General features: G+C 63.2%; 19 protein-coding genes and 2 pseudogenes. 6 read left to right on the top strand and 15 right to left on the bottom strand.

Features of this window, described 5'->3' with window-relative positions; all coding sequences use genetic code 11:
* Positions 1–113: 113 nt before the first annotated feature.
* From EJ066_RS07775 to EJ066_RS07760, 6 genes and pseudogenes are all read right to left on the bottom strand, one after another.
* A pseudogene (locus EJ066_RS07775) lies at positions 114–746 on the bottom strand (IS630 family transposase); the annotation flags it as partial.
* Positions 703–900 (bottom strand): hypothetical protein, encoded by a 198-nt coding sequence (locus EJ066_RS31770; RefSeq protein ID WP_245455258.1) that lies wholly within the window; start codon positions 898–900, stop codon positions 703–705. The gene EJ066_RS31770 and the pseudogene EJ066_RS07775, both read right to left, overlap by 44 nt.
* On the bottom strand, positions 822–1,061 hold the full coding sequence (locus EJ066_RS31765) for a helix-turn-helix domain-containing protein (RefSeq protein ID WP_245455091.1): 240 nt from the start codon (positions 1,059–1,061) through the stop codon (positions 822–824). The genes EJ066_RS31770 and EJ066_RS31765 overlap by 79 nt, the downstream gene beginning before the upstream one ends.
* Before the next feature lie 139 nt (positions 1,062–1,200).
* The gene (locus tag EJ066_RS07770) at positions 1,201–3,009 is read right to left on the bottom strand and encodes a GtrA family protein (RefSeq protein ID WP_126036449.1); all 1,809 of its coding nucleotides are present in this window, start codon (positions 3,007–3,009) and stop codon (positions 1,201–1,203) included.
* A gap of 211 nt (positions 3,010–3,220) precedes the next feature.
* Complete coding sequence (locus EJ066_RS07765) at positions 3,221–3,619, bottom strand: GtrA family protein (protein WP_126036447.1); 399 nt, start codon at positions 3,617–3,619, stop codon at positions 3,221–3,223.
* Positions 3,616–4,860: a glycosyltransferase family 2 protein gene (locus EJ066_RS07760; RefSeq protein WP_126036445.1), complete on the bottom strand. Its 1,245-nt coding sequence runs from the start codon at positions 4,858–4,860 to the stop codon at positions 3,616–3,618. Before EJ066_RS07760 ends, EJ066_RS07765 begins: the two co-directional genes overlap by 4 nt.
* A gap of 235 nt (positions 4,861–5,095) precedes the next feature.
* Here EJ066_RS07760 and gshB point away from each other — a divergent pair, with 235 nt between their 5' ends.
* Complete coding sequence (gene gshB / locus EJ066_RS07755; RefSeq protein ID WP_126036443.1) at positions 5,096–6,037, top strand: glutathione synthase; 942 nt, start codon at positions 5,096–5,098, stop codon at positions 6,035–6,037.
* A gap of 182 nt (positions 6,038–6,219) precedes the next feature.
* The gene (locus EJ066_RS07750; protein ID WP_126036442.1) at positions 6,220–7,752 is read left to right on the top strand and encodes a YifB family Mg chelatase-like AAA ATPase; all 1,533 of its coding nucleotides are present in this window, start codon (positions 6,220–6,222) and stop codon (positions 7,750–7,752) included.
* A 105-nt stretch (positions 7,753–7,857) separates the two neighbouring features.
* On the opposite strand, the gene EJ066_RS07745 is transcribed toward EJ066_RS07750, so the two are convergent.
* From EJ066_RS07745 to EJ066_RS07720, 6 genes are all read right to left on the bottom strand, one after another.
* Positions 7,858–8,400 carry a hypothetical protein gene (locus EJ066_RS07745; protein WP_126036440.1) on the bottom strand — a complete coding sequence of 181 codons (543 nt, stop codon included), beginning with the start codon at positions 8,398–8,400 and terminating at the stop codon, positions 7,858–7,860.
* A 323-nt stretch (positions 8,401–8,723) separates the two neighbouring features.
* Positions 8,724–10,898: a malate synthase G gene (locus tag EJ066_RS07740; protein WP_126036438.1), complete on the bottom strand. Its 2,175-nt coding sequence runs from the start codon at positions 10,896–10,898 to the stop codon at positions 8,724–8,726.
* 313 nt (positions 10,899–11,211) lie between these two features.
* On the bottom strand, positions 11,212–13,233 hold the full coding sequence (locus EJ066_RS07735; protein WP_126036436.1) for a hydantoinase/oxoprolinase family protein: 2,022 nt from the start codon (positions 13,231–13,233) through the stop codon (positions 11,212–11,214).
* An 82-nt stretch (positions 13,234–13,315) separates the two neighbouring features.
* On the bottom strand, positions 13,316–13,618 hold the full coding sequence (locus tag EJ066_RS07730; RefSeq protein ID WP_126036434.1) for a cupredoxin family copper-binding protein: 303 nt from the start codon (positions 13,616–13,618) through the stop codon (positions 13,316–13,318).
* A 60-nt stretch (positions 13,619–13,678) separates the two neighbouring features.
* Positions 13,679–14,305, bottom strand: coding sequence for a CDGSH iron-sulfur domain-containing protein (locus EJ066_RS07725; RefSeq protein ID WP_126036432.1), 627 nt, complete (start codon positions 14,303–14,305; stop codon positions 13,679–13,681).
* 105 nt (positions 14,306–14,410) lie between these two features.
* A complete protein-coding gene (locus EJ066_RS07720; RefSeq protein WP_126036430.1) occupies positions 14,411–14,920 on the bottom strand; it encodes a hypothetical protein in 510 nt (169 codons plus the stop codon).
* A 164-nt stretch (positions 14,921–15,084) separates the two neighbouring features.
* Between EJ066_RS07720 and EJ066_RS07715 the strand changes: the two genes are divergently transcribed.
* Positions 15,085–15,612 carry a hypothetical protein gene (locus tag EJ066_RS07715; protein WP_126036428.1) on the top strand — a complete coding sequence of 176 codons (528 nt, stop codon included), beginning with the start codon at positions 15,085–15,087 and terminating at the stop codon, positions 15,610–15,612.
* Positions 15,602–16,045, top strand: a complete 444-nt coding sequence (locus EJ066_RS07710) for a hypothetical protein (protein ID WP_145964711.1) — start codon at positions 15,602–15,604, stop codon at positions 16,043–16,045. Before EJ066_RS07715 ends, EJ066_RS07710 begins: the two co-directional genes overlap by 11 nt.
* 662 nt (positions 16,046–16,707) lie before the next feature.
* Here the strand turns inward: EJ066_RS07710 and EJ066_RS07705 are convergent.
* Entirely contained in the window at positions 16,708–16,947 is a 240-nt protein-coding gene (locus EJ066_RS07705; protein ID WP_126036423.1) for a hypothetical protein, read from the bottom strand.
* Between EJ066_RS07705 and EJ066_RS07700 the strand changes: the two genes are divergently transcribed.
* A complete protein-coding gene (locus EJ066_RS07700; protein ID WP_126036421.1) occupies positions 16,946–17,113 on the top strand; it encodes a DUF1508 domain-containing protein in 168 nt (55 codons plus the stop codon). The two genes, EJ066_RS07705 and EJ066_RS07700, sit on opposite strands and share 2 nt — an antisense overlap.
* A 419-nt stretch (positions 17,114–17,532) precedes the next feature.
* Here the strand turns inward: EJ066_RS07700 and EJ066_RS07695 are convergent.
* Positions 17,533–17,831: pseudogene (locus EJ066_RS07695) on the bottom strand (elongation factor 4); the annotation flags it as partial.
* A 266-nt stretch (positions 17,832–18,097) separates the two neighbouring features.
* Here EJ066_RS07695 and EJ066_RS07690 point away from each other — a divergent pair.
* The gene (locus EJ066_RS07690) at positions 18,098–19,162 is read left to right on the top strand and encodes a cyclic nucleotide-gated potassium channel (RefSeq protein WP_126036419.1); all 1,065 of its coding nucleotides are present in this window, start codon (positions 18,098–18,100) and stop codon (positions 19,160–19,162) included.
* A 129-nt stretch (positions 19,163–19,291) separates the two neighbouring features.
* Here EJ066_RS07690 and lepA read toward each other — a convergent pair whose 3' ends face one another.
* Entirely contained in the window at positions 19,292–21,097 is a 1,806-nt protein-coding gene (lepA, locus tag EJ066_RS07685) for a translation elongation factor 4 (RefSeq protein WP_126036418.1), read from the bottom strand.
* Between the last annotated feature and the right edge of the window lie 83 nt (positions 21,098–21,180).

The raw sequence follows: 21,180 nt of genomic DNA, 5'->3' as shown, positions 1-21,180 counted from the left end.
CCAGATCCGCGCTTTCCGTGCTTGCCTACCCGGTGCCAAACGTCGTTTGCATCGGTGTCCCTGTCTTGACGTCGGATCCATGCCGAGACTGGCAGCAAACCGCTTAGAGTCTTTCACGATTTGACGGAAGCGTAGCCTGCGTTTGCGAAGTAGTTGCTGCATTCGTTCGGCTCGATGGTGGTGACGAGGTGGCCGATATGCCGCCAGGTTTCCTCGATCGATCGTTTCTGGGCCTTCCGCATCCAGTGCTTGATCTTGGCGAAGGCTTGCTCGATCGGGTTGAGGTCGGGCGAGTAGGGCGGCAGGTACCAGAGCCTGGCGCCGGCTGCCTGGATCATCTGCCGGACAGCCGTCGACTTGTGGGAGCCGAGATTGTCCATGATGACTATGTCGCCCGGCTCCAGGACCGGCACGAGCTGCTGTTCGACATAGGCGCGGAAGCACTCGCCGTTGATCGGCCCGTCGAAGACGCAAGGTGCGGTGAGCCGGTCGCAGCGCAGTGCGCCGAGGAAGGTCAGCGTGCGCCAGTGACCGTGCGGGGCGAAGCCGCGCAGAGGCTTGCCCCTCAGTCCCCAGCCGCGCAACGGGGTCATGTTGGTCTTGATCCAGGTCTCGTCGATGAAGACCAGCCGGCGTGGATCCAGGCCGGCCTGCCAGGAGCGCCAGCGCTGTCGTCGCCGCGCGATGTCGGCGCGGGCCTGTTCAAGGGCGAACAGCGTTTTTTTTGAACCGCAGCCCTTCGCGCCGCAGGAACAGCCATACCGCGTTGTGCGATACCTTAACCCCGCGCGCCGCCAGTTCCTCCTTCAGCCCATGCAGCGTCAGGTGCGAGGTCTGGTTGATCCGCTCCACGATGAAGGCGCGATGCGGCTCCAGAAGCCGTTTGCGATGCCCGCCCATCTTGGCCGGCGCACCGAACCTGTCGCACGATAGCGCTGCGACCATTTCACCACCGACGAAACCGCAACACCGAACCGTTCGGCAACCGATCGGCAGCTCTCCCCGGCCGCCACCGCCGCCACAACGCGCCCTCGAAGATCATTGGAAAGAGGTCGGGTCATCAGATGCTGGCCTCCAATCCAGCCAGCATCTTGAATCACAATTCCGACCGAACGGGAATCCGTTCCGATTCAGTCAAGCTGTGAACCGCTCTAGGAAACGGATCCCAAATTCGATTTCTTTCACAGGTGAAGAATTGCTTCAGCGATCGAGCCGGACGCGGTACAATTCGAGGGGACCTCTGCTGATTTGCGTGACCGGTTCGAGCCAGTCCGGCACGCTGCCGCGCATCAGCCCGGCAAGAAAACCTTCCGGCGCCTTGGCGGCGAGAAGCTTGCTTTCCACACTGCCCCGACAAAGGACGACGAGGCCGACGTGATGTGTTTGCACGATCGCCCTGGCATCGACAGCCGACCCCAGAAATGCGTCGAGCGCAAGCAGATCTCCGGCGATGTTGCGATGATAGGGCCCAGCGAAGACGCGATGGCCGGAATAGGCGAGGATCGGCGATCCGAGATTGGAAATTGCCAGCACCGTGGTGTCCGGCAAACGGCCAAGCGCTGCAAAGGAGGCCTGGCCGTGGCAACCCATGTCGGCACCGCCGTCATCGACCGGCGTCTTGTCGGCTTCGAACACCACCGAGGTTGCCGCCGCGGCGCCTGTCCAGACGGCATTCACCGAGGCGAGCCAGACAGCGGCCATGCGCAGCGCCACGCTGCGCGAAGGGCTGGCCTCGGCCCGCTGACGCCAGCTGGCGATCCAGGCGGAAAGCGGGATGACCGCCAACGCGACCGAGAATGTCGAGCCGCGCACCTGCCAGGCGCTGACGACGAACGCCATGACAAGCAGCGCACCGACAAGGCTGTCCTGCCGCCGCCAGCCGCCACGGCCAAGGCGAAGCGCCATCAGGGCGAGCGCGACCGCCGGCGTGACATAACGCGCCACCACGCTGGCCGGATCGTGGACGACAAGCTCGAACAGCGACTGGGCTTCGTCGATATGATCTAGCCACAGCTCCTTGAGGCGCGGATCGAGGTTCGCGTAGGGGGTCGCCAGGCATTGCGGGAACAGCACCACGATGACCGTGCCCAGCGCGAGCGCGAGGACGCCAAGCGACACCAGCCGACGCGTCCGCCCGTCGGTGTCGATCAAGGCTATCGCGGCAAGGCCGGTTCCGGCCAGTACCGCGACGACGAACTGCACGGTCGAGAAGGCGTCGCATTGTGCCTGGCCCCAGGCGGAGACGGGAACAGTGGCGACGAAGACGAGAGCGGAAACGCCAGCGAAACCCAGGCCGAAATCCCTGGCAATCCGTCTTTCGCCATCTGCGTCAAAGGCGAACAGGATCGCGACGCAGGCACCGATGGTGGCGACATAGGGGGCTGTTTCCATGCCGACGGCCAGCATCAGCGCGGCGCAAACGCCGGAAAGCAGCGCCGCCGGCCCCCGCCGGGGGGCTTCAAGCAGAAGGCTGAGGCTGGCCATAGTCAGCATGAGCTGGACATTGTGATGATCGAGCGCGCCTGGCGAAAAGATGCCTATGAAATGCAGCGCCGCCGCGCCGACGACGGCGGCGGGCAGCACGGCGCTCTCACCGGCGAAACTGCGTGCCGCGCGGGTGATGAAAAACACCGCCAGGCAGAAGAGCAGCGCCGGCCACAGCACCTGCGCGACGTTCTCGGCCAGACCCATGTCGCCGGTCAGGGCCGACGCGGCAAGGATGATGGCGGCGATCGGCGCATCGACCAGCCGCGACCAATGCATGACGAAGCCGCCTTCGAGCCCCATCCTGTACTGATGCAGATCGAACCAGCCCTGGCCGACCAGCAAGTCGCGCACCTCGACCAGACGCAGCAGACTGTCGTTGTCGCCGTGGGCGTTGGTCAGTTCCGGAAACCCGACCGAGGCATTGATGGCGAGCGCCACCAGCGTGGCAAGCAGCGCCAGGATGAGGTCCGTTCGCCAGGAAATACGAGCAGTCCCTTTGGAAGGCATTACAGCATCGGGCATGGGATGGCTTTCAGCCTGTGTTCAACGGCGTAGGCTAGCGCCGGTCAGTTCAACAAAGCGTAAAACCGGATGCAAAACGTGCCAAAGCGCGTCGCGTCTGAAAGGATTCGTGCGACCCGCTTTAAGCCCTTGTTCTTTATCCATGTCGTTATCCCGAAATCGCCGCGCACCCTCGGGTCAAGTCCGCGGACTTGCTTTCGGGCGACATGCATTAGCCACGCGCCGGAAACACCCATAGGGAGGACAGGACGAAGCTTACAGCGCTCGCTGCGATCGTCATCAACGCGGACATGGAAAGAGGCGACATGCCGAAACGTGTTACCGCCACATGCGACACAAGGCCCGAAAACCCCGCGCACCCAGCCTGCAGCGCAAGATAACGCGGCATGGCGCGGGCATGGTCGTGCTTTCCACCAAATGTCCAGCCGCGCTGCGCCGAATACGCAACAAGGACCGTGATCGCATAGGCGACGACACTGCCGATGAAGGGCGAAAGGCCGAGTGAAACCAGGAGCCACGAAAGAACGAACAGCAGCAGGGCGGCGCCGAGGCCGACCGTCAGGAAGCGGAACAGGCGCGTCTGGACGAAAACTGGCGGCGCTTGGCTCATGCGTCTTCGCGCACCGACGAATTGTCGGATTGGCCGGCGGAGCCAGCTTTCAGCCGCGTAACCGGTATTTCAAGGACCCCGAGCAGAAATGCCGAGAAGAAGGCCTGGAACGAAACGACGATCAGGCTCAATCCCAACACGACGATGCGGGGGATTTCGGAATCATCCAGAGCACCGAAACCGAGATGTGCCCAGCGCAGAACGGCATAGCCGAAGAACAGCACGCCGCCGGCAAAGCAGATGCCGGCGTTGGCGGCGAGACGGTCGGTGCTGATGGTTCTGGTCAACCAGCCGGAATGCCGACTGCGCGGCAGGATGCCGGTTATCTCGGCATAGTAGCGCGAAATGGCGCCGAAGGTGACGAGCTGGACGCCGGTCACCACCATGAAACAGGCGGCGACGAAGGTGTTCAGGTCGAGCGACAGATTGTCGATCACTCTAAGCGGCCCGAACACAAGCAGCGCCGCAAACAGCGTGCCAAGACCGCACAGAACCGTGCCCGGAATGAAGAACATCCAGCGTGGATTGTACACCAGCAGAAACTTCAGGTGCCGCCAGCCGTCGCGCCAGGTCCTGAGATGCGGCGGCCGGCTGCGACCGTCAGGCTTGAGTGTGGTCGGCACTTCCTCGATGCGCAGGCCGGCAAGAGCGCCGCGCACCACCATCTCGCTCGCGAATTCCATGCCAGTCGTCTGCAGGTCGAGCTTCCTGATGCTCTCGGTGTTGAACCCACGCAGGCCACAGTGGAAATCACCTGTCTTGATGCGGAAGAACAGGCGACCGACGAAACTGAGCACCGGATTGCCGAGATAGCGGTGCAGCGGCGGCATGGCGCCGGCCTCGATGCCGCCCTGGAAACGATTGCCCATGACCAGATCGGCGCCGTCGCGCAGGCGCGAGACGAACGCTTCCAGGGCGCCGAAATCATAGCTGTCGTCGGCATCGCCCATGATGATGAAGCGGCCCCTGGCGGCGGCGATACCGCCCAGGATCGCGGCGCCATAACCCTTCCGCGCCACCTGCACGACGCGGGCACCCTTTGCGGCTGCGATCTGCTGCGAGCCGTCGGTGCTGCCGTTGTCGGCGATCAGCACCTCGCCCGAGATCTGCGCCTTGTCGAGAAAGGCCTTGGCCTTGCCGATGCAGATGGCTAGCGTCTCGGCCTCGTTGAGGCATGGCATGAGGATGGTGAGCTCGAGCGGTCTGGTCGAGGCGGCGCGGATGGTGGTGACGGCGTTCATCGTTGTTCCATCGGGAGCTCCCGGTATGGGCGTTAGTCCGGCCGGAGAGCATTTGGTGCCTATCCTTGCACGACAAGGCTTAAGAAAACGATGACGCACAGCCTCGCTTTGTCTCCAACCGACCGACCGGCGCCCGGCCTGCAGCTGGCAATCCTCAAAATGTCGCGATTGGCAGATGACCGGCAAGCCTGTACAGGCAAGCACAGCTGCCCATCCGATCCGCCGGAGATCCGCCATGCCTCTGAAAATCGCCGTCCAGATGGACCACATCTCCACCGTCTCGATTGCCGGCGACACGTCCTTCGCGCTGTCGCTGGAAGCACAGCGTCGTGGCCATCAGCTCTTCCACTACACGCCCGACCGGCTGTCGCTGCGCGACGGCAAGGTGTTTGTCCGCATCGAGGAAATGCAGGTCCGCGACGAGAAGGGCAATCACTATTCGCTGGGCGAACAAGTGCGCACCGACCTGTCGGAGATGGATGTCGTCCTGCTCAGGCAGGATCCGCCGTTCGACATGAACTACATCACCACCACGCACATCCTCGAGCGCATCCATCCCAGGACACTGGTGGTCAACGACCCGGCCTGGGTGCGCAACAGCCCGGAAAAGATCTTCGTCACCGAGTTTTCCGACCTGATGCCGGAAACGCTGATCACCAAGGACAGCCAAGAGGTCGCCGCCTTCCGCAAGGAGTTCGGCGACATCATCGTCAAGCCGCTCTACGGCAATGGCGGCGCTGGCATCTTCCACCTGCACGAGGCCGACCGCAACCTTGCCTCGCTGCTCGAGATGTTCGGCCAGATGTTCCGCGAGCCCTATATCGTGCAGCGCTACCTGATGGACGTGCGCAAGGGCGACAAGCGCATCATCCTGATCGACGGCGAGCCGGTCGGCGCCATCAACCGGGTGCCGGCCGAGCATGATTCACGCTCCAACATGCATGTCGGCGGCCGCGCCGAAAAAACCGAACTGACGAAGCGCGAGCGCGAGATCTGCGCCCGCATCGGCCCGTCGCTGAAAGAGCGCGGTTTTATCCTCGTCGGCATCGACGTGATCGGTGACTACATGACCGAGATCAACGTGACGTCGCCGACCGGCATTCGCGAGGTGCAGCGCTTCGGCGGCGCCGACATCGCCAGCCTGTTCTGGGACGCGGTCGAGGACAAACGCAAGTAACTCCATCGCTCTCGGAACCAGCGTTCCCGACCAACAACGCAACGCAGCCCCGTTGCAGCCGCGGGCTCCCACCTGTTCCCGTAATGTTCTTGCCTTCGCCTGAAATCTGTGGTTGTCTTCTCCTGCCGCCGTTCACGGCATGATCGCACAGGCTTAGGCAAGCCTGCATCCGGGGTGAAAAAATGGTTGCGCGGGTCCGCACGGTCGCTTTCCAGGGCATCGAAGCCGTGCCGGTCGACGTGCAGGTGATGATCGCGCCGGGCAAGGTCAACATGCACATCGTCGGCCTGGCCGACAAGGCGGTGGCCGAAAGCCGCGAGCGGGTGCAGGCGGCACTGCATGCGTCGGGCCTGTCGATGCCGTCGAAGAAGGTCACGGTCAATCTGGCGCCGGCCGACCTGCCCAAGGAAGGCAGCCATTACGACCTGCCGATCGCGCTCGGCCTGATGGCGGCGCTTGGCGCCATTCCGGGCGACATGCTGGCCGGCTATGTCGTGCTTGGCGAATTGTCGCTCGACGGCACCATCGCCGCGGTGGCCGGCGCGCTGCCGGCGGCGATCGGCGCCAATGCCGAAGGCAAGGGGCTGATCTGCCCTTTCGCCTGCGGGCCGGAAGCGGCCTGGGCCGGCAAGGATTTCGACATATTGGCGCCACGCAGCCTGATCGCCATCGCCAATCATTTTCGCGGCACGCAGGTCCTGTCGCGGCCGGAAGCCGGCATCCGTGCCTCGGCGCGCGACCTGCCTGATCTCGCCGACATCAAGGGTCAGGAGACCGCCAAGCGGGCCCTCGAAGTGGCGGCGGCCGGCGGCCACAACCTGCTGATGATCGGACCGCCGGGATCCGGCAAATCGATGCTGGCGCAGCGGCTGCCGTCGATCCTGCCGCCGCTGGCGCCGAAGGAATTGCTCGAAGTCTCGATGATCGCGTCGGTGGCCGGCGAACTGGGCGAAGGAAAACTCACCGACCGGCGGCCGTTCCGCGCCCCGCACCATTCGGCCTCGATGGCGGCGATGGTCGGCGGCGGCCTGCGCGTGCGGCCGGGCGAGGCGTCGCTTGCCCATCACGGCGTGCTGTTCCTCGATGAATTCCCAGAATTCTCGCCGCAGGCGCTCGACGCGCTGCGCCAGCCGCTGGAGACCGGCGACTGCATGATCGCCCGAGCCAACCATCGCGTCACCTATCCGGCGCGCATCCAGCTGGTCGCGGCGATGAACCCGTGCCGCTGCGGCATGGCCGGCGAGCCGGGCTATCGCTGCCTGCGCGGCGAGCGTTGCCGCACCGACTACCAGGCGCGGATATCAGGCCCGCTGCTCGACCGCATCGATCTCCGGATCGAAGTGCCGGCGGTCTCGGCCAGCGATCTGATCCGGCCTGATAGGGCGGAGAAGAGTGCCGATGTCGCGCTGCGTGTGGCACGCGCCCGGACGATCCAGCGCGAACGTTTCGAACGGCTCGGCGCCACCTCCGCTACCACCAACGCGCATTGCTCGCCCTCCGTCATCGAGGAGGTCGCCATGCCGGATGAATCAGGCCTGTCGCTGCTCAAGGATGCCAGCGAAAAACTCGGCTTTTCCGCGCGAGCCTACCACCGGGTGCTGAAGGTGGCACGCACGCTGGCCGATCTCGAAGCCAGCGAGACGGTCGGCCGCATCCATCTGGCCGAGGCGATATCCTACCGCATGAGCTCGGAACGGATGGCGCAGGCAGCGTGACAGGGATCCGCTCCCTCGCCGGCGGGCTGGAAGCGGCCCGGGCCGGCAAGGAACTCGACAGTCTGACGCCACGCCTGATCGCTATCGCCATCCATTTCGCGGCAGCTACTTAACCGGGATCATGAGATGTGCGTAGGGAGTGCCCGCCCACATCACATAGGGACTCGACGTGTCCGGCTTGGGGTCCGTCGGATAGCCCTGCATCATATCCGTTGCATTGACGATCATCACGTGCGGGCCAGTCTCCACCCAATTGTTGCCTTCCTCGGGCTTCGTCGCATAAGGATCGGTGTTGCTCCCGTCGGTGCCGCCGGACAGCATATACATGAAGCCGACCTTGCCCTTGGGCGGTTCCTTTTTTCCGATCCACGCCACCGCCCATTCCATCGCGTTGGCATCGCCACACATTGGATCCGGGCCCGGCGAGGCCGGGTTGTCCGGCATGCACCAGAAGCCGTTTGTGCCCTCGCGCAATGTGCGCATCGCGCCCTTCTCATCCATGGCGTGGATCGTGGCGCCGCTTGCCACAGCGGGGGGCGCGGCGGATTCAGCGCTCTTGATCATCGCAGCGTCATCGGCGGCTGCGCCTTGCATCGCAAACAAACTACCCGCCGCCAAAAGGGCAGCGACCGTCAGAAGCCGTTTCATGGCCGTTCTCCGGTTTGAGTTGATCTTGTGCATGATGTCGGACGCACGGCCTCCCAGAGCCGTTTGTCGGTAATCAAATCCTAGCAGATCGCATGCATCGGGACAATGATGCTTTAGCGATCTCTAATGTCTGTCGGATGATTCAGGCTGCGCATGTCTGCAACGCGCCTTCGGCCTGAGCGCACGGATAGGCGCACAATTTCTACCTCACTGGAAACATCCAGAGCGAGGTCAGGCGTCAGCGACGCATCTCAAACATGCGTCGGACGATTTTCTATTTCGCGCCTCGTATCTTGAGACCGCGCCTTGGCAACGGCGGGCTGCTATCCAGCCCTTTCCTTCGCCTTCAGCTCCAGCCGCCGCGCGTGCAGGACCGGCTCGGTGTAGCCGTTGGGCTGGACCCGGCCCTTGAAGACGAGATCGCAGGCGGCGAGGAAGGCGATGGAACCGTCGAAGTCGGGCGCCATCGGCCGGTAGAGCGGATCGCCTGTGTTCTGGCGGTCGACGATCGCCGCCATGCGCTTCATCGTCTCCATCACCTGGTCTGAGGCGCAGACGCCATGGTGCAGCCAGTTGGCGATGTGCTGCGAGGAGATGCGCAGCGTGGCGCGGTCCTCCATCAGGCCGACGTCATTGATGTCAGGCACTTTCGAGCAGCCGACGCCCTGGTCGATCCAGCGCACGACATAACCCAGAATGCCTTGCGCGTTGTTGTCGAGCTCCTTCTGGATATCCGCCTGCGACCAGTTCGGCCGCACGGCGACCGGCACCGACAGGATGTCGTCGAGCTTGGCCTTGGGCCGGCTCTTCAGCGCTTGCTGCACGGCGTGGACATCGACCTTGTGATAGTGGGTGGCGTGCAGCGTCGCTGCCGTCGGCGACGGCACCCAGGCGGTGTTGGCGCCGGCCTTGGGGTGGGCGATCTTTTCCGCCAGCATCGCCGCCATAAGGTCGGGCATCGCCCACATGCCCTTGCCGATCTGGGCGTGGCCGGCCAGCCCGCATTCCAGCCCGGTGTCGACGTTCCAGGCCTCGTAGGCGGCAATCCAGGCGGCCTGCTTCATGTCGCCCTTGCGGATCATCGGGCCGGCTTCCATCGAGGTGTGAATCTCGTCGCCGGTGCGGTCGAGGAAGCCGGTGTTGATGAAGACGACGCGGTCCTTGGCGGCGCGGATCGCCTCCTTGAGGTTAACGGTGGTGCGCCGCTCCTCGTCCATGATGCCCATCTTGATGGTATTTTTTGCCATCCCCAGCAGCGCCTCGACACGATCGAATATCTCGACGGCGAAGGCGACCTCTTCCGGCCCATGCATCTTGGGTTTGACGACATACATAGAGCCGGCGCGGGAGTTTTGCCGGCGTCCGCCCGGCCCGACGTCATGCAGCGCGATCAGCGCCGTCATCGCCGCATCCATGATGCCTTCCGGCACATCGTTGCCGTCGCGGTCCGCTATCGCCGGATTGGTCATGAGGTGACCGACATTCCTGACCAGCATTAGCGAGCGGCCGGGCAGCGACAGCGCGCCGCCATCGGGCGCGGTATACGACCGGTCTGGATTGAGCTTGCGGGTAAAAGTCTTGCCGCCCTTGGTGATCTCCTCGGCAAGGTCGCCCTTCATCAGCCCGAGCCAGTTGCGGTAGACCACGACCTTGTCCTCAGCATCGACCGCGGCGACCGAATCCTCGCAATCCTGGATGGTGGTCAGCGCCGATTCCAGGATGACATCGGCGATGCCGGCGGGATCGGTCTTGCCGATCTGGTTGCTGCGATCGATTGATATCTCGATGTGCAGGCCGTTCCTGGTGAGCAGGACGGCTTCGGGATTGGCGGCGTCGCCGCGATAGCCGGCAAACTGTCCGGGATCGGCAAGCGTCGTTGCGCCGGCGCCCTCGCCCAGCCGCAACATGCCGTTGGCAACCGAAAGCCCGTTCACCCCTGCCCATTTGCCCGAGGTCAGCGGCACCGACTCGTCGAGAAAACTCTTCGCCCAGGCGATCACCCTGGCGCCGCGCTCGGGATTGAACCTCCCGCCCTTTTCGGCGCCGCCGGTCTCGGGAATGGCGTCGGTGCCGTAGAGCGCGTCGTAGAGCGAGCCCCAGCGCGCATTGGCGGCGTTCAGCGCATAGCGCGCGTTCATCACCGGCACCACCAGCTGCGGCCCGGCGACCACCGAGATCTCCGGGTCGACATTGCCGGTCGCGACCGAGAAGGCCGGCCCTTCCGGCACGAGATAGCCGATCTCCTTCAGGAACCCTTTGTAGGCTTCCATGTCGACCGGCGCGCCATTATCGCGGTACCAGCGGTCGAGCTTGTCCTGCATGGCGTCGCGCTTTTCGAGCAGCGCCCGGTTCTTGGGCGCCAGATCGCTAACGATGGCCGAGAAGCCGGTCCAGAAGGCGTCGGCTGCAATGCCCGTGCCCGGCAGCGCCTCGTTCACGATGAAATCATGAAGCTCGCGGGCAATCTGCAATCCGGCGATCTCGACGCGATCGGTCATCAGGGCTTCTCCAAGATGAAAGGCTTTGGCCGGGCCTTTGGCATGTCAGGGTGGCAGGGTCAATTCAGCTTAGGGTGTAGGGATCATTTCGTCATCCTAGGGCGGAGCGAACGCGAAGCGGAGCGCAGACCCTAGGATCCATGCCGTGACGGGAGTGAGAGTCGCTGCGATCCAGAATGAGGTGACCATCAGTGCCTCACAAGCTTCAGTTCTGCAGGCGTGGCGAAGCTCGAAGGTATCGGCATGGATCCTAGGGTCTCCGCGACGTCGCTTCGCTCCTGCTTCGCCCTAGGATGACGAAGGCGCAGGGTACTCACACCGCAATCCTTGGCCTGCCGGACGCCACCGCCACCACATGCGCCTCGATGAACATGCGCTGGCCTTCTACGGTGGAGACGCGGAATTCGCTGGCGACCTCGATCTCGGCGCTGTCGGTGCCGGCGTCCTTCGCCCGTCCGGCGGCAATGGCGCGGACATCGGTTTGCGCCGCCTCGATCGCCGCCGCCTCGCTAAGGAAATCGCGCACATTCTCGCCCGAGGCGACGCGAAACAGCCCCTCCTTGGGTTGGCTGACTCGCGCCTCCGCCGAGACCCTGACCTGGCCGACGACGGCGCCGAGCGCGTTGGCGACATCGGTATCCTCCGGCACGACGCAGCCATTGCCGACTAGCGGCGGCAGCCCCGCATAGTGCAGCGGTGCCGAGGCGCCGAGGCCGATGACCGGACGGTCGAGCGCGACGCTGAGCCGGGCGATGCCGGGGTGCGCGTCAACGGCGCGCTGCACCAGCGCATGGGCGACAGTCGCCGCGCCATCGAGCCCATCCTCGGCGAAGGCGGTTTCAAGGATGCATTCGGCCGACCAGCGGGTCAGCGTCAGCAGCACGCGTTCCGACAGCGCCTCCGGCGTGGCGGCGATGAACTGGCCGCGGCCGTCGCGCTTGCGGGCGAACAATTCGGCGCCGAGGCGGGCCGTCGCCGCATCCCAGTTGGCCTGCTTGCCCAGCACATGGGCGGCATCGGACGGGGTGAAGCCGCAGATGTGCACCAGCCCGCGCGCGACCAGCCGGTTCAAGGTGGCGTTCTGGGCGTTCGAGGTGAGCAGCCTGTCGAGGGCGAGCGGCACAGCACCTATCAACTCGTAGAGTTTTGCTTCGGCGCCGGTCAAGCCGGCGGCGAGCCGCTCCGGCACGCCGGTGCGGACGGCGAAGCGGCCGTCCATGCGGCCGGGATTTGGCGCGCGCAGCTGACGTTCCAGCTCTGATGTGACGGCCTCGCCATGCACCATGCCGGCCAGCGCCAGCGGCACCAGGCGGCGCGGCCCGAGCAGGATTCTTGGATTGAGCGCGCCATCCTCCAGCGCCACTTCGGAATCGCCGCCGAGGCCGAAGGTGCGCATGGCGACGGCCTCGACCATGGTGCGGAAGCCGCCGACGGTGGCGCCTTCCGGATCGAGCCTGGGACGGCCCCCGTCGAGCACGGCGACGTCGGTGGTGGTGCCGCCGATGTCGGAGACCACCGCATCGTCGAGGCCGGTCATGTGGCGGGCGCCGACGAGGCTGGCGGCCGGGCCTGAAAGAATCGTCTCGATCGGCCGCTGGCGGGCAAACGCCGCCGAGACCAGCGCGCCATCGCCGCGCACCACCATCAGCGGTGCGGCAATGCCGCGCTGGCCAAGAAAGCCTTCGGTCGCCGCCACCAGCCGGTCGATCATCGAGATCAGCCGGGCGTTGAGCAGCGTCGTCAGCGCCCGGCGCGGACCGCCGAGCTTGGCCGACAGCTCGTGGCTGGCGGTGACCGGCAGGCCGGTCCTTTCGCGGATCAGGTCACGAGCCGCGATCTCATGCGCCGGGTTGCGAGTAGCAAAGTAGGCGCAGACGGCAAAGCCGGACACCGAGGCGCCGAGTTCCGGCATCGCCGCCTCCAGTCCGGACAGGTCGAGCTTGGCCGCATTGCCGTGGACATCGTGGCCGCCGGGGCAGAACACCACCGGGTCGGTGCCGAGCGCGGCCTTCAGCCCGTCGCGCGCCAGATCACCTTCGGAAAAGCCGATCATCACCAGCGCCACGCGCCCGCCCTGGCCCTCGACCAGCGCGTTGGTGGCGAGCGTCGTCGACATCGAGACAAGTTTTATCGCCGCAGGATCGGTGCCGGCTTTTTGCAGCACCGCATCGACCGCGCCCGAGATGCCGACCGCAAGGTCATGGCGGGTGGTGAGCGCCTTGGCCTTGGCCAGCACTTTGCCTTGGGGGCCACCGGCTTCCGACCACAGCACGGCGTCGGTGTAGGTGCCGCCGGTGTCGATGCCGAGGAAGAGAGGTTTTGGCTTGGCGGTCATTTCTTGGCGCGGTCCGGAGATTTTGTTCTCCGCCCTTAGCCGATACGGACCGGCCGATAAAGCCGCGAGCGTCTGTCGCGCGCTATTTCGCCGTGACAGTGCCCTTCATTGACGCGTGGATCGAGCATTTGAAGGGGTGAGCGCCAGCGGCTGATATCTTGACCTTGGCGCTCTTGCCCTTGGCGAGCTGGCCGGTGTCGAAGGAACCGTCCAGCGCGGTGGCGGTGTGCGTCTTGGGACCGGCATTGGTGAAGGTGATGGTGTCGCCGACGGCGACACTGATTTTCGCCGGGTTGAATTTCATGCCCTTGATCTGGACCGCATGGTTGGCGGCGTAGGCGGGCATGGCGAAAACAAGCAAAGCAAGGACGAGTGCGGTACGCATGGTGGATTTCCTCCTAAGCGCGAGAAGGCTCATGCTACACTAACGTCGGCACACGGCCGTTCATGCCACGAACCCCACCCTTTTATGCGAGCCATCGCAGAACGGCTTGTTGGCCGAATGGCCGCAGCGGCAGAGGAAGGTTCGCGTCGTCCGGTCGACCGTATGCCCGGTGCCGGTGACGATCTCGAGATTGCCCTCGAGCTTGAGCGGGCCGTTGGTCGTCGGGGTTACCTTCAACGGCCCGTCCCGCGTCTCCAGCGCCGGCGTGTCCTTCAGCGGCGGCTCGCCGGTGGCGGCAAAACCTGATTTAGCGTGACTGCCGTCGCAGAACGGCTTGTTCTCCGAAGCGCCGCAGCGGCAGAGCGTGGCGCGGAAGAACGTCTCGCCGTCCAGCACGATTTCGGCGTGCAGCGCCAGCGGGCCGTTTTCCCGCAGGCGCACGGTGTTGACCACCGGCGGCTGTTCCTGCGGGCCGCCATCCTTCCTGACATAGGTGATGGCGCCCGACGGGCAGCTTTCGGCGATCGCCACGATCTTCTCGACGCTGGCCGCCTCGGGATGGATCCACTGGCCGGGCGCGTTGGGCTCAAAGACATGCGGATCGCCCAGCACGCAATTGCGCGAATGGATGCAGCGCCGGCCGGAAAAGCCAACATCGATTTTCTCGCCTTGGACCATGCCTGCCATGCTGTGCTCCTTGCTCAAGCCTCACGCTATGGCGGTGGCCGGGACGGCGTCAAGCCGGCGTCCGCGATACCCTTCTCCCCTTGTTTGTGGGAAAAGGCTGGGCGCTCAGCCGTCGACCGCCACATGCGGCGCGAGCCGCCGGATCGCCGCGATCATGTCGGCGCCGGTGATGTCGAGCGAGGAGATCTCCATGTGGACGATGTTCTTGCCGAAGGGCAGCAAGAGGGCAAGCGCGTTGGCCGGCGCGTATTTGATCGCATCGGGAGGCGGCTCGGTCAGCTCGAAGCTGATCATCGCCGCGCCCTTGCCGGAGGTGAGGCGCACGCTGCGCACCCTCTGCCACGGCACCAGCACGTCGCCGCCGCGCCGGTCGCGAAAACCGCTGGCGTCGAGCACCACCTGGACGCCGGTGTCGAACGCCCCGCGCGCCAGGAACAGACCAAGCCCCAGGCAGCCAAGCGCAAGCACCGCCACCACGAACAGCCCTTGGCCCGCAGCACCTGACGCAAGCCCCTTCAGCGCGAAGAAGCCGAAGATCGCCGCGATCAGCAACGGCCCGATCGCGGGAAAGAGCTTTCCGGTGGGGCTGTTGCGGATTTCGACGCGCGAAGACACGGGCGGAAGTGAAGCGGAAAGAGAGGCGCAAGTCGAGGGGGCCTGCTGCCTCGGGTGCTGCGTGGCGGCGCCTCAGACAAGAGTCAGGGCGCAGTCTCCCAGAGTCATTGACTCGGTCGCTCCACGCGCCACAAGATGCGTGGTCTTAGGATGGGGGAGAGGCGATGTTTCGCGTAGCTGTTATTGCTTTCTTAGTTTCAATCATTTCTGCTTCAATTGTTAGAGCGCAGGAAAACGGCCCGATCGTTATTCCAGAGCGCCTTCAGAGGATAGCTTCTAGCTCCCAGCTGGCAGAACGATTGGGGGTGAACTGGGGATCTGTCTCGCCCGAAGAAATTGGGCGTTACATGGGCCTTCTGGCGGCCGCGAACGAAGTAGCCCGTGTCGTTGCGCTTAAGAATGGTCGCGAGACTCCTTCTGACGAGGACTATGAGGCGGGACTCGCTGCATGGTGCCTGTGGCCAAATAAGCCGCCGATCGCAGAGCCATACTGGCCGAAAGCATATGCTGCTTTCGGCAACGAAAGCGTCCGAGACGAAATTCGCGCTGCTGTTGGACCTTTGGTGACGCAGTTCCCCGCCTTTATCGAAGACGGCCAAGCCCAACAGGTGATTGAAACCCAGTGGCCGAAAGACCCAAAAACCTATTTCAGTAATGTTCTAAATCTTGAAAGTTTGAGCGATGTCAAATGACCTCCCAGTGCCTGACATCGGTATTGCTGCTATTTGGCTGCTTATTTCTCTCAATTATTGGGTAGGCTACAAGCTAGAAAACAAACTGGAAGCACCCGACGAGCGAGCTTTAGGAGCATCTGTGATTATGGGGCAACTGAGCTCGGTTATCACCGGCTCGTCAGTTATCCTGGCTGGCATCGGGGCATTTGTTGCACTAGAAAATAGACCTATCGATGGCCCCGAAAAATATCACATACTCTATGCTGCTGTTTGGGCGGTTGTGGCGCTAGGACTGGCTATTTTTACGATGGGCATTCTTCCTCCCCATGCTCCCAAGACAAATTTCGTTAGGCTTCGAAGCATTGGGATTCTGTGCTCGATATCATTGTTTTTCTGCCTGGCGGCGGGCGTTCGGTTTCTCTTCGCCGTAGCGTCAATATTATTTTCCTAACCTTTTACGCCAGCTCATGAGGGGTCGCCTTTTGCAGCAATTGACACGTCAAGGCAGAATGAAAGAATTTGCCTCCCAAATTTACCAAGCTGTGCGCTCGGGCCGTCTCTCTGAGCCCTTCAACGCTGCCGATGTGAAAAGGGCCTGTCCTGGCTGGGCAGATCGCACCTATTCAAATTTCCTGTCCAAGCACAGGGTTGGCAATCCGAGCGGAACCACGGAACTTTTTGAACAGGTCGCTTCCGGAAGATTCCGCACTACCCAATTGCACGGACCGCCGAACCCTTCATAAGTGGAGATGAGCGCGAGGCGCTTTTCTATCCCCAGTCTTCACATTTCAGACGCCCAAGACGTTGGGACATAAAAGCTACAAACGAATCCTTGACGGGCGAAAACGAGTCGCCCTTTATAGGCTATGCGTTTCTGTTGAGAGCGCGACCGGAGTTCTGAGCCCGGTCTTTTTCCCGGATTATGTGCGTTTTGCCCCGCATTTCCGCCACTTGGGCGGTGGCGGAAGCGCGCGTGGATTGTTGGAGTCTGGCAGGAAAGGGAAAATTGTCGGACTGGGAATAAATTGTCTGTTAACGCTATATTTAGTGTTTGCAGGTATGATTAGCGCTAAATAAGGTTGCCATCCAGAGCAACCGAGGCGTCTACAGGATTTACAAGGTCGTTTGAAAGAATCGTCTGGCAATTCGTTTGAAGAGCCCGACGGTCGGAATGTGGACCGTGGTCTTGATCTCGCCTTGATAGCGAGCCCAGCCCAAGGATTTGATGCGCTCTTTAGCCTCTTCCGGCGAACGGGCGACTATCTCGACACCCCATTCCGCTCCACCGTGCCGGTACTCGAACAGGTACCGGTTAAACTCAACGTCTGAACCCGAGAAGGAAACATCAGACATGCACTTCCACCTCTATACGGATATTGCAGGTTATTGGCGCTGGACGCTGTACGCCGCCAATTCCAAAAAGATCGCCAATTCCGGCGAAGGCTACTTCAACAGGACTGATTGCATCTCCGCAATCACTCTTGTGAAGGGTTCAGGGTCAGCTCCCATCAAAGAGTAAGCTGACCCTGATTTGGTTAACAGCGAGTAAACCAACTTGGCCCCGTTAGCGCGGGGCCATTTTTCATAACAGATTGATTCACAACATGGAATCGGCATGTGAATCACGAATTGTTGCAGTACGGGAAAGCTCATCTCTTGTTTCGAACGACCGGTTTTGGGCGCGGCCTTCTTAGGCTTTCGTCCTTTAGATGGGTCGCCCCTGCCACCCTTTTTCAAGATGCGGCCATTGTGGCCTCATATATCGGATGTATCTGGATGAAGTAGGCGCCTCCTGGAGAGTAATCTCCACCGTGCAGTGTCAGCGCCGCGCTGGCGAGGGCCCGCTGCCTCCGGCAGTTCCCCCGCTTTCGAAGCCTGACATCGATCCACCGGATCGATGTCTCGGCTCCGCGCTGCGCGCGAACGCCGACCGGCTTCTCAATCCCCCATCTTCAGCGCCTGGATAAACGCCTCCTGCGGGATATCCACTTTGCCGAACTGCCTCATCCGCTTCTTGCCCTCTTTCTGCTTGTCGAGCAGCTTGCGCTTGCGCCAGACGTCGCCGCCGTGACGTCCTTGCGCAGGGCCGAGATGGTTTCGCGGGCGATGACCTTGCCGCAAATCGCGGCCTGGATCGGGATCTTGAACAGATGATGCGGGATCAGCTTCTTCAGCTTTTCGCACATCTGGCGGCCGCGCTTTTCCGCCGCGGTGCGGTGGACCAGCATCGACAGCGCGAAGTGCCGGCAAAGCCCAAGGCGCCGCCGATGGCGAGGCGCCTGTTTGACTTGCCGACGCGGCTCCGGCGTCAGCTCGAAATTGACAAGGGAGTGAAGGAGAAAAAAAGCGAGGACTATCGAGAGAACGGTCCGCAACGCCCACAGTCGACCAAGTTAGCCTTGCCCGAGAACCGATATCGGCGCATCGCGGCGACAGTAAGTACCTTTACGCTTGCCTCGAAGGCATCCTATTTTGGAGGGCAGTAGCCGCTCGTGGGCATAGAATGTCGGTACTACCTTTAAGAATTTACGCGCCGCTCAACACGCTGCTGGCTGCCATTGGGCTTGTGGCGGTGGCTACGCTCACGATGCCGAACATGTCCGGACGAAGCAGACTGGCTCTGACTGCCGTGCTCGCTGTCATTTGGGGCGCCTATCTTCTGCAGATGGCCGAGACGCTGCTCAAGCGCCGGGCGGGAGACCTTCGGGACAGGACGCCGGCAATCGCCATTGATGTGCTCGCGGTTTTGGTTCCACTCGCCGCATTTCTGCTCGACGGCACGCCCGACCGGAGCCTCTACTGTGCTGTCTGGCTGCTGAAGCCGCTGCGCGACTCGACCTTCTTCCCGGTGCTGGGCAGGGTGCTGGCCAACGAAGCGCGCAACCTGATCGGCGTCACCACGCTCTTCGGCGTCGTTCTGTTCGGTGTCGCGCTCGCGGCCTATGTCATCGAGCGCGACATCCAACCGGAAAAGTTCGGCAGCATCCCCCAGGCAATGTGGTGGGCGGTGGTCACGCTGTCCACCACCGGCTATGGCGACGCTATTCCGCAAAGCTTCGACGGCCGCGTCCTTGCCGGGGCGGTCATGATGTGTGGCATCGGCATCTTCGCGCTCTGGGCTGGCATTCTTGCCTCCGGCTTCTATCAAGAAATCCGTCGCGAGGATTTCGTCCGCAATTGGCAATTGGTTGCCGGCGTGCCGTTGTTTCAGAAGCTTGGCCCGGCTGCGCTGGTCGAGATCGTGCGAGCGTTAAGACCTCGTAATTTGCCGGCGGGCGCCGTGATCTGCCGCAGTGGCGAGACCGGTGATCGGATGTTCTTCGTCGTGGAGGGGCGCGTCAGCGTCGTGATGCCGAACCCGGTGGAGCTTGGCCCTGGCGCCTTCTTCGGTGAGATGGCGCTGATCAGCGGCGAACCGCGTATGGCGACCGTCAGCGCCGCAACAGCGGTCTCACTCCTGTCGCTGCACGCGGCGGATTTCCAGATGCTGTGCAGCAGCAGCCCGGAGATCGCGGAAATCATCCGCAAGACCGCGCTTGAGCGGCGTGGCGCGGCACCGACGGCTTGATCGTGCAGCTTCAGCGTCGCGGTGGTGGGGCCGGCTGCCTCCGGCAGCTCCCCCGCTTTCGAAGGCTGCCATCGATCCACCGGATCGATGTCTCGGCGCCGCGCTGCGCGCGGACGCCCGACCGGCTTCTCAATCGCCCATCTTCAGCGCCTGGATAAACGCCTCCTGCGGGATATCCACCTTGCCGAACTGGCGCATCCGCTTCTTGCCCTCTTTCTGCTTGTCGAGCAGCTTGCGCTTGCGCGAGACGTCGCCGCCGTAGCATTTGGCGGTGACGTCCTTGCGCAGCGCCGAGATGGTCTCGCGGGCGATGACCTTGCCGCCGATGGCGGCCTGGATGGGGATCTTGAACAGATGGTGGGGTATCAGCTCCTTCAGCTTCTCGCACATCTGGCGGCCGCGCTTTTCCGCAGCCGTGCGGTGGACCAGCATCGACAGCGCGTCGACCGGCTCCTCATTGACCAGGATCGACATCTTGACCAGGTCGCCCTCGCGATAGTCGGTCAAATGATAGTCGAAGGAGGCGTAGCCCTTGGAGATCGATTTTAGGCGGTCATAAAAATCGAAGACGACTTCGTTGAGCGGCAAATCGTAGGTCAGCATGGCGCGCTTGCCGACATAGGAGAGATCGGCCTGGATGCCGCGCCGGTCCTGGCAGAGTTTGAGGATGCCGCCGAGATAATCGTCGGGGGTGAGGATGGTGGCGCGGATCCATGGCTCCTCGATGGCCGCGATCTTGACCACGTCGGGCATGTCGGCCGGGTTGTGCAATTCCTTGACCGTGCCGTCGGTCAGAGCCAGGCGGTAGACGACGCTGGGTGCGGTGGCGATGAGGTCGAGGTTGAACTCGCGCTCCAGCCGCTCCTGGATGATTTCCAGATGCAGCAGGCCAAGGAAGCCGCAGCGATAGCCGAAGCCGAGCGCGGCGCTGGTTTCCATTTCGAAGGAGAAGGAAGCGTCGTTGAGGCGCAGCTTGCCGACTGCGGCGCGCAGATCCTCGAAATCGGCGGCATCGACCGGGAACAGGCCGCAGAACACCACCGGCTGCGCCGGCTTGAAGCCGGGCAGCGCGTGTGCCGTCTGGCGCTTGTCCTCGGTGATGGTGTCGCCGACGCGGGTGTCGGCGACTTCCTTGATCGAGCCGGTGAAGAAGCCGAACTCGCCGGGGCCGAGCTCGTCGACATTGATGCGGGCAGGCGTGAAGACGCCGGTGCGCTCGACCAGGTATTTTGCGCCGGTGCCCATCATGCGGATGGTCTGGCCCTTCTTCAGCACGCCGTCGATGATGCGGACCAGCACGATGACGCCGAGATAGGCGTCGTACCAGCTGTCGACCAGCATCGCCTTCAGCGGGGCCGTGATGTCGCCCTCGCGCGGCGGCGGCAGGTCGTTGACGATGGCCTCCAGCACGTCGGGAATGCCGAGGCCCGTCTTGGCCGAGATCAGCACGGCGTTGGAGGCGTCAATGCCGATCACCTCCTCGACCTGCTCGCGGATGCGCTCGGGCTCGGCCGCCGGCAGGTCGACCTTGTTCAGCACCACGACAATCTCATGGTTGTTGTCGATGGCCTGATAGACATTGGCCAGCGTCTGCGCCTCGACGCCTTGCGAGGCGTCGACGACCAGCAGCGAGCCCTCGCAGGCGGCCAGCGAACGCGACACTTCATAGGCGAAGTCGACATGGCCGGGCGTGTCGATCAGGTTGAGGATATAGTCCTCGCCATTTTTAGCGCGGTATTTCAGCCTGACGGTCTGCGCCTTGATGGTGATGCCGCGCTCGCGCTCGATGTCCATCGAGTCCAGCACCTGCTCCTTCATGTCGCGCAGCTCCAGCCCGCCGGTCAGCTGGATCAGCCGGTCGGCAAGCGTGGATTTGCCATGGTCGATATGGGCGACGATGGAGAAATTGCGGATGTTCTTGATCGGCGTGGTCATGCCGCGCGCTTTAGCAGGGGCAGCTTGCCCGGGCAAGCGGCGGGCGGCTGGGCAACCGCTTGAGGTTTGCGCTGCCCAGCCAG

Origin of the sequence: Mesorhizobium sp. M9A.F.Ca.ET.002.03.1.2 (genome assembly GCF_003952365.1) — a bacterium.
GTDB lineage: Bacteria > Pseudomonadota > Alphaproteobacteria > Rhizobiales > Rhizobiaceae > Mesorhizobium.
This window is presented reverse-complemented; position numbering and strand designations above follow the sequence as displayed.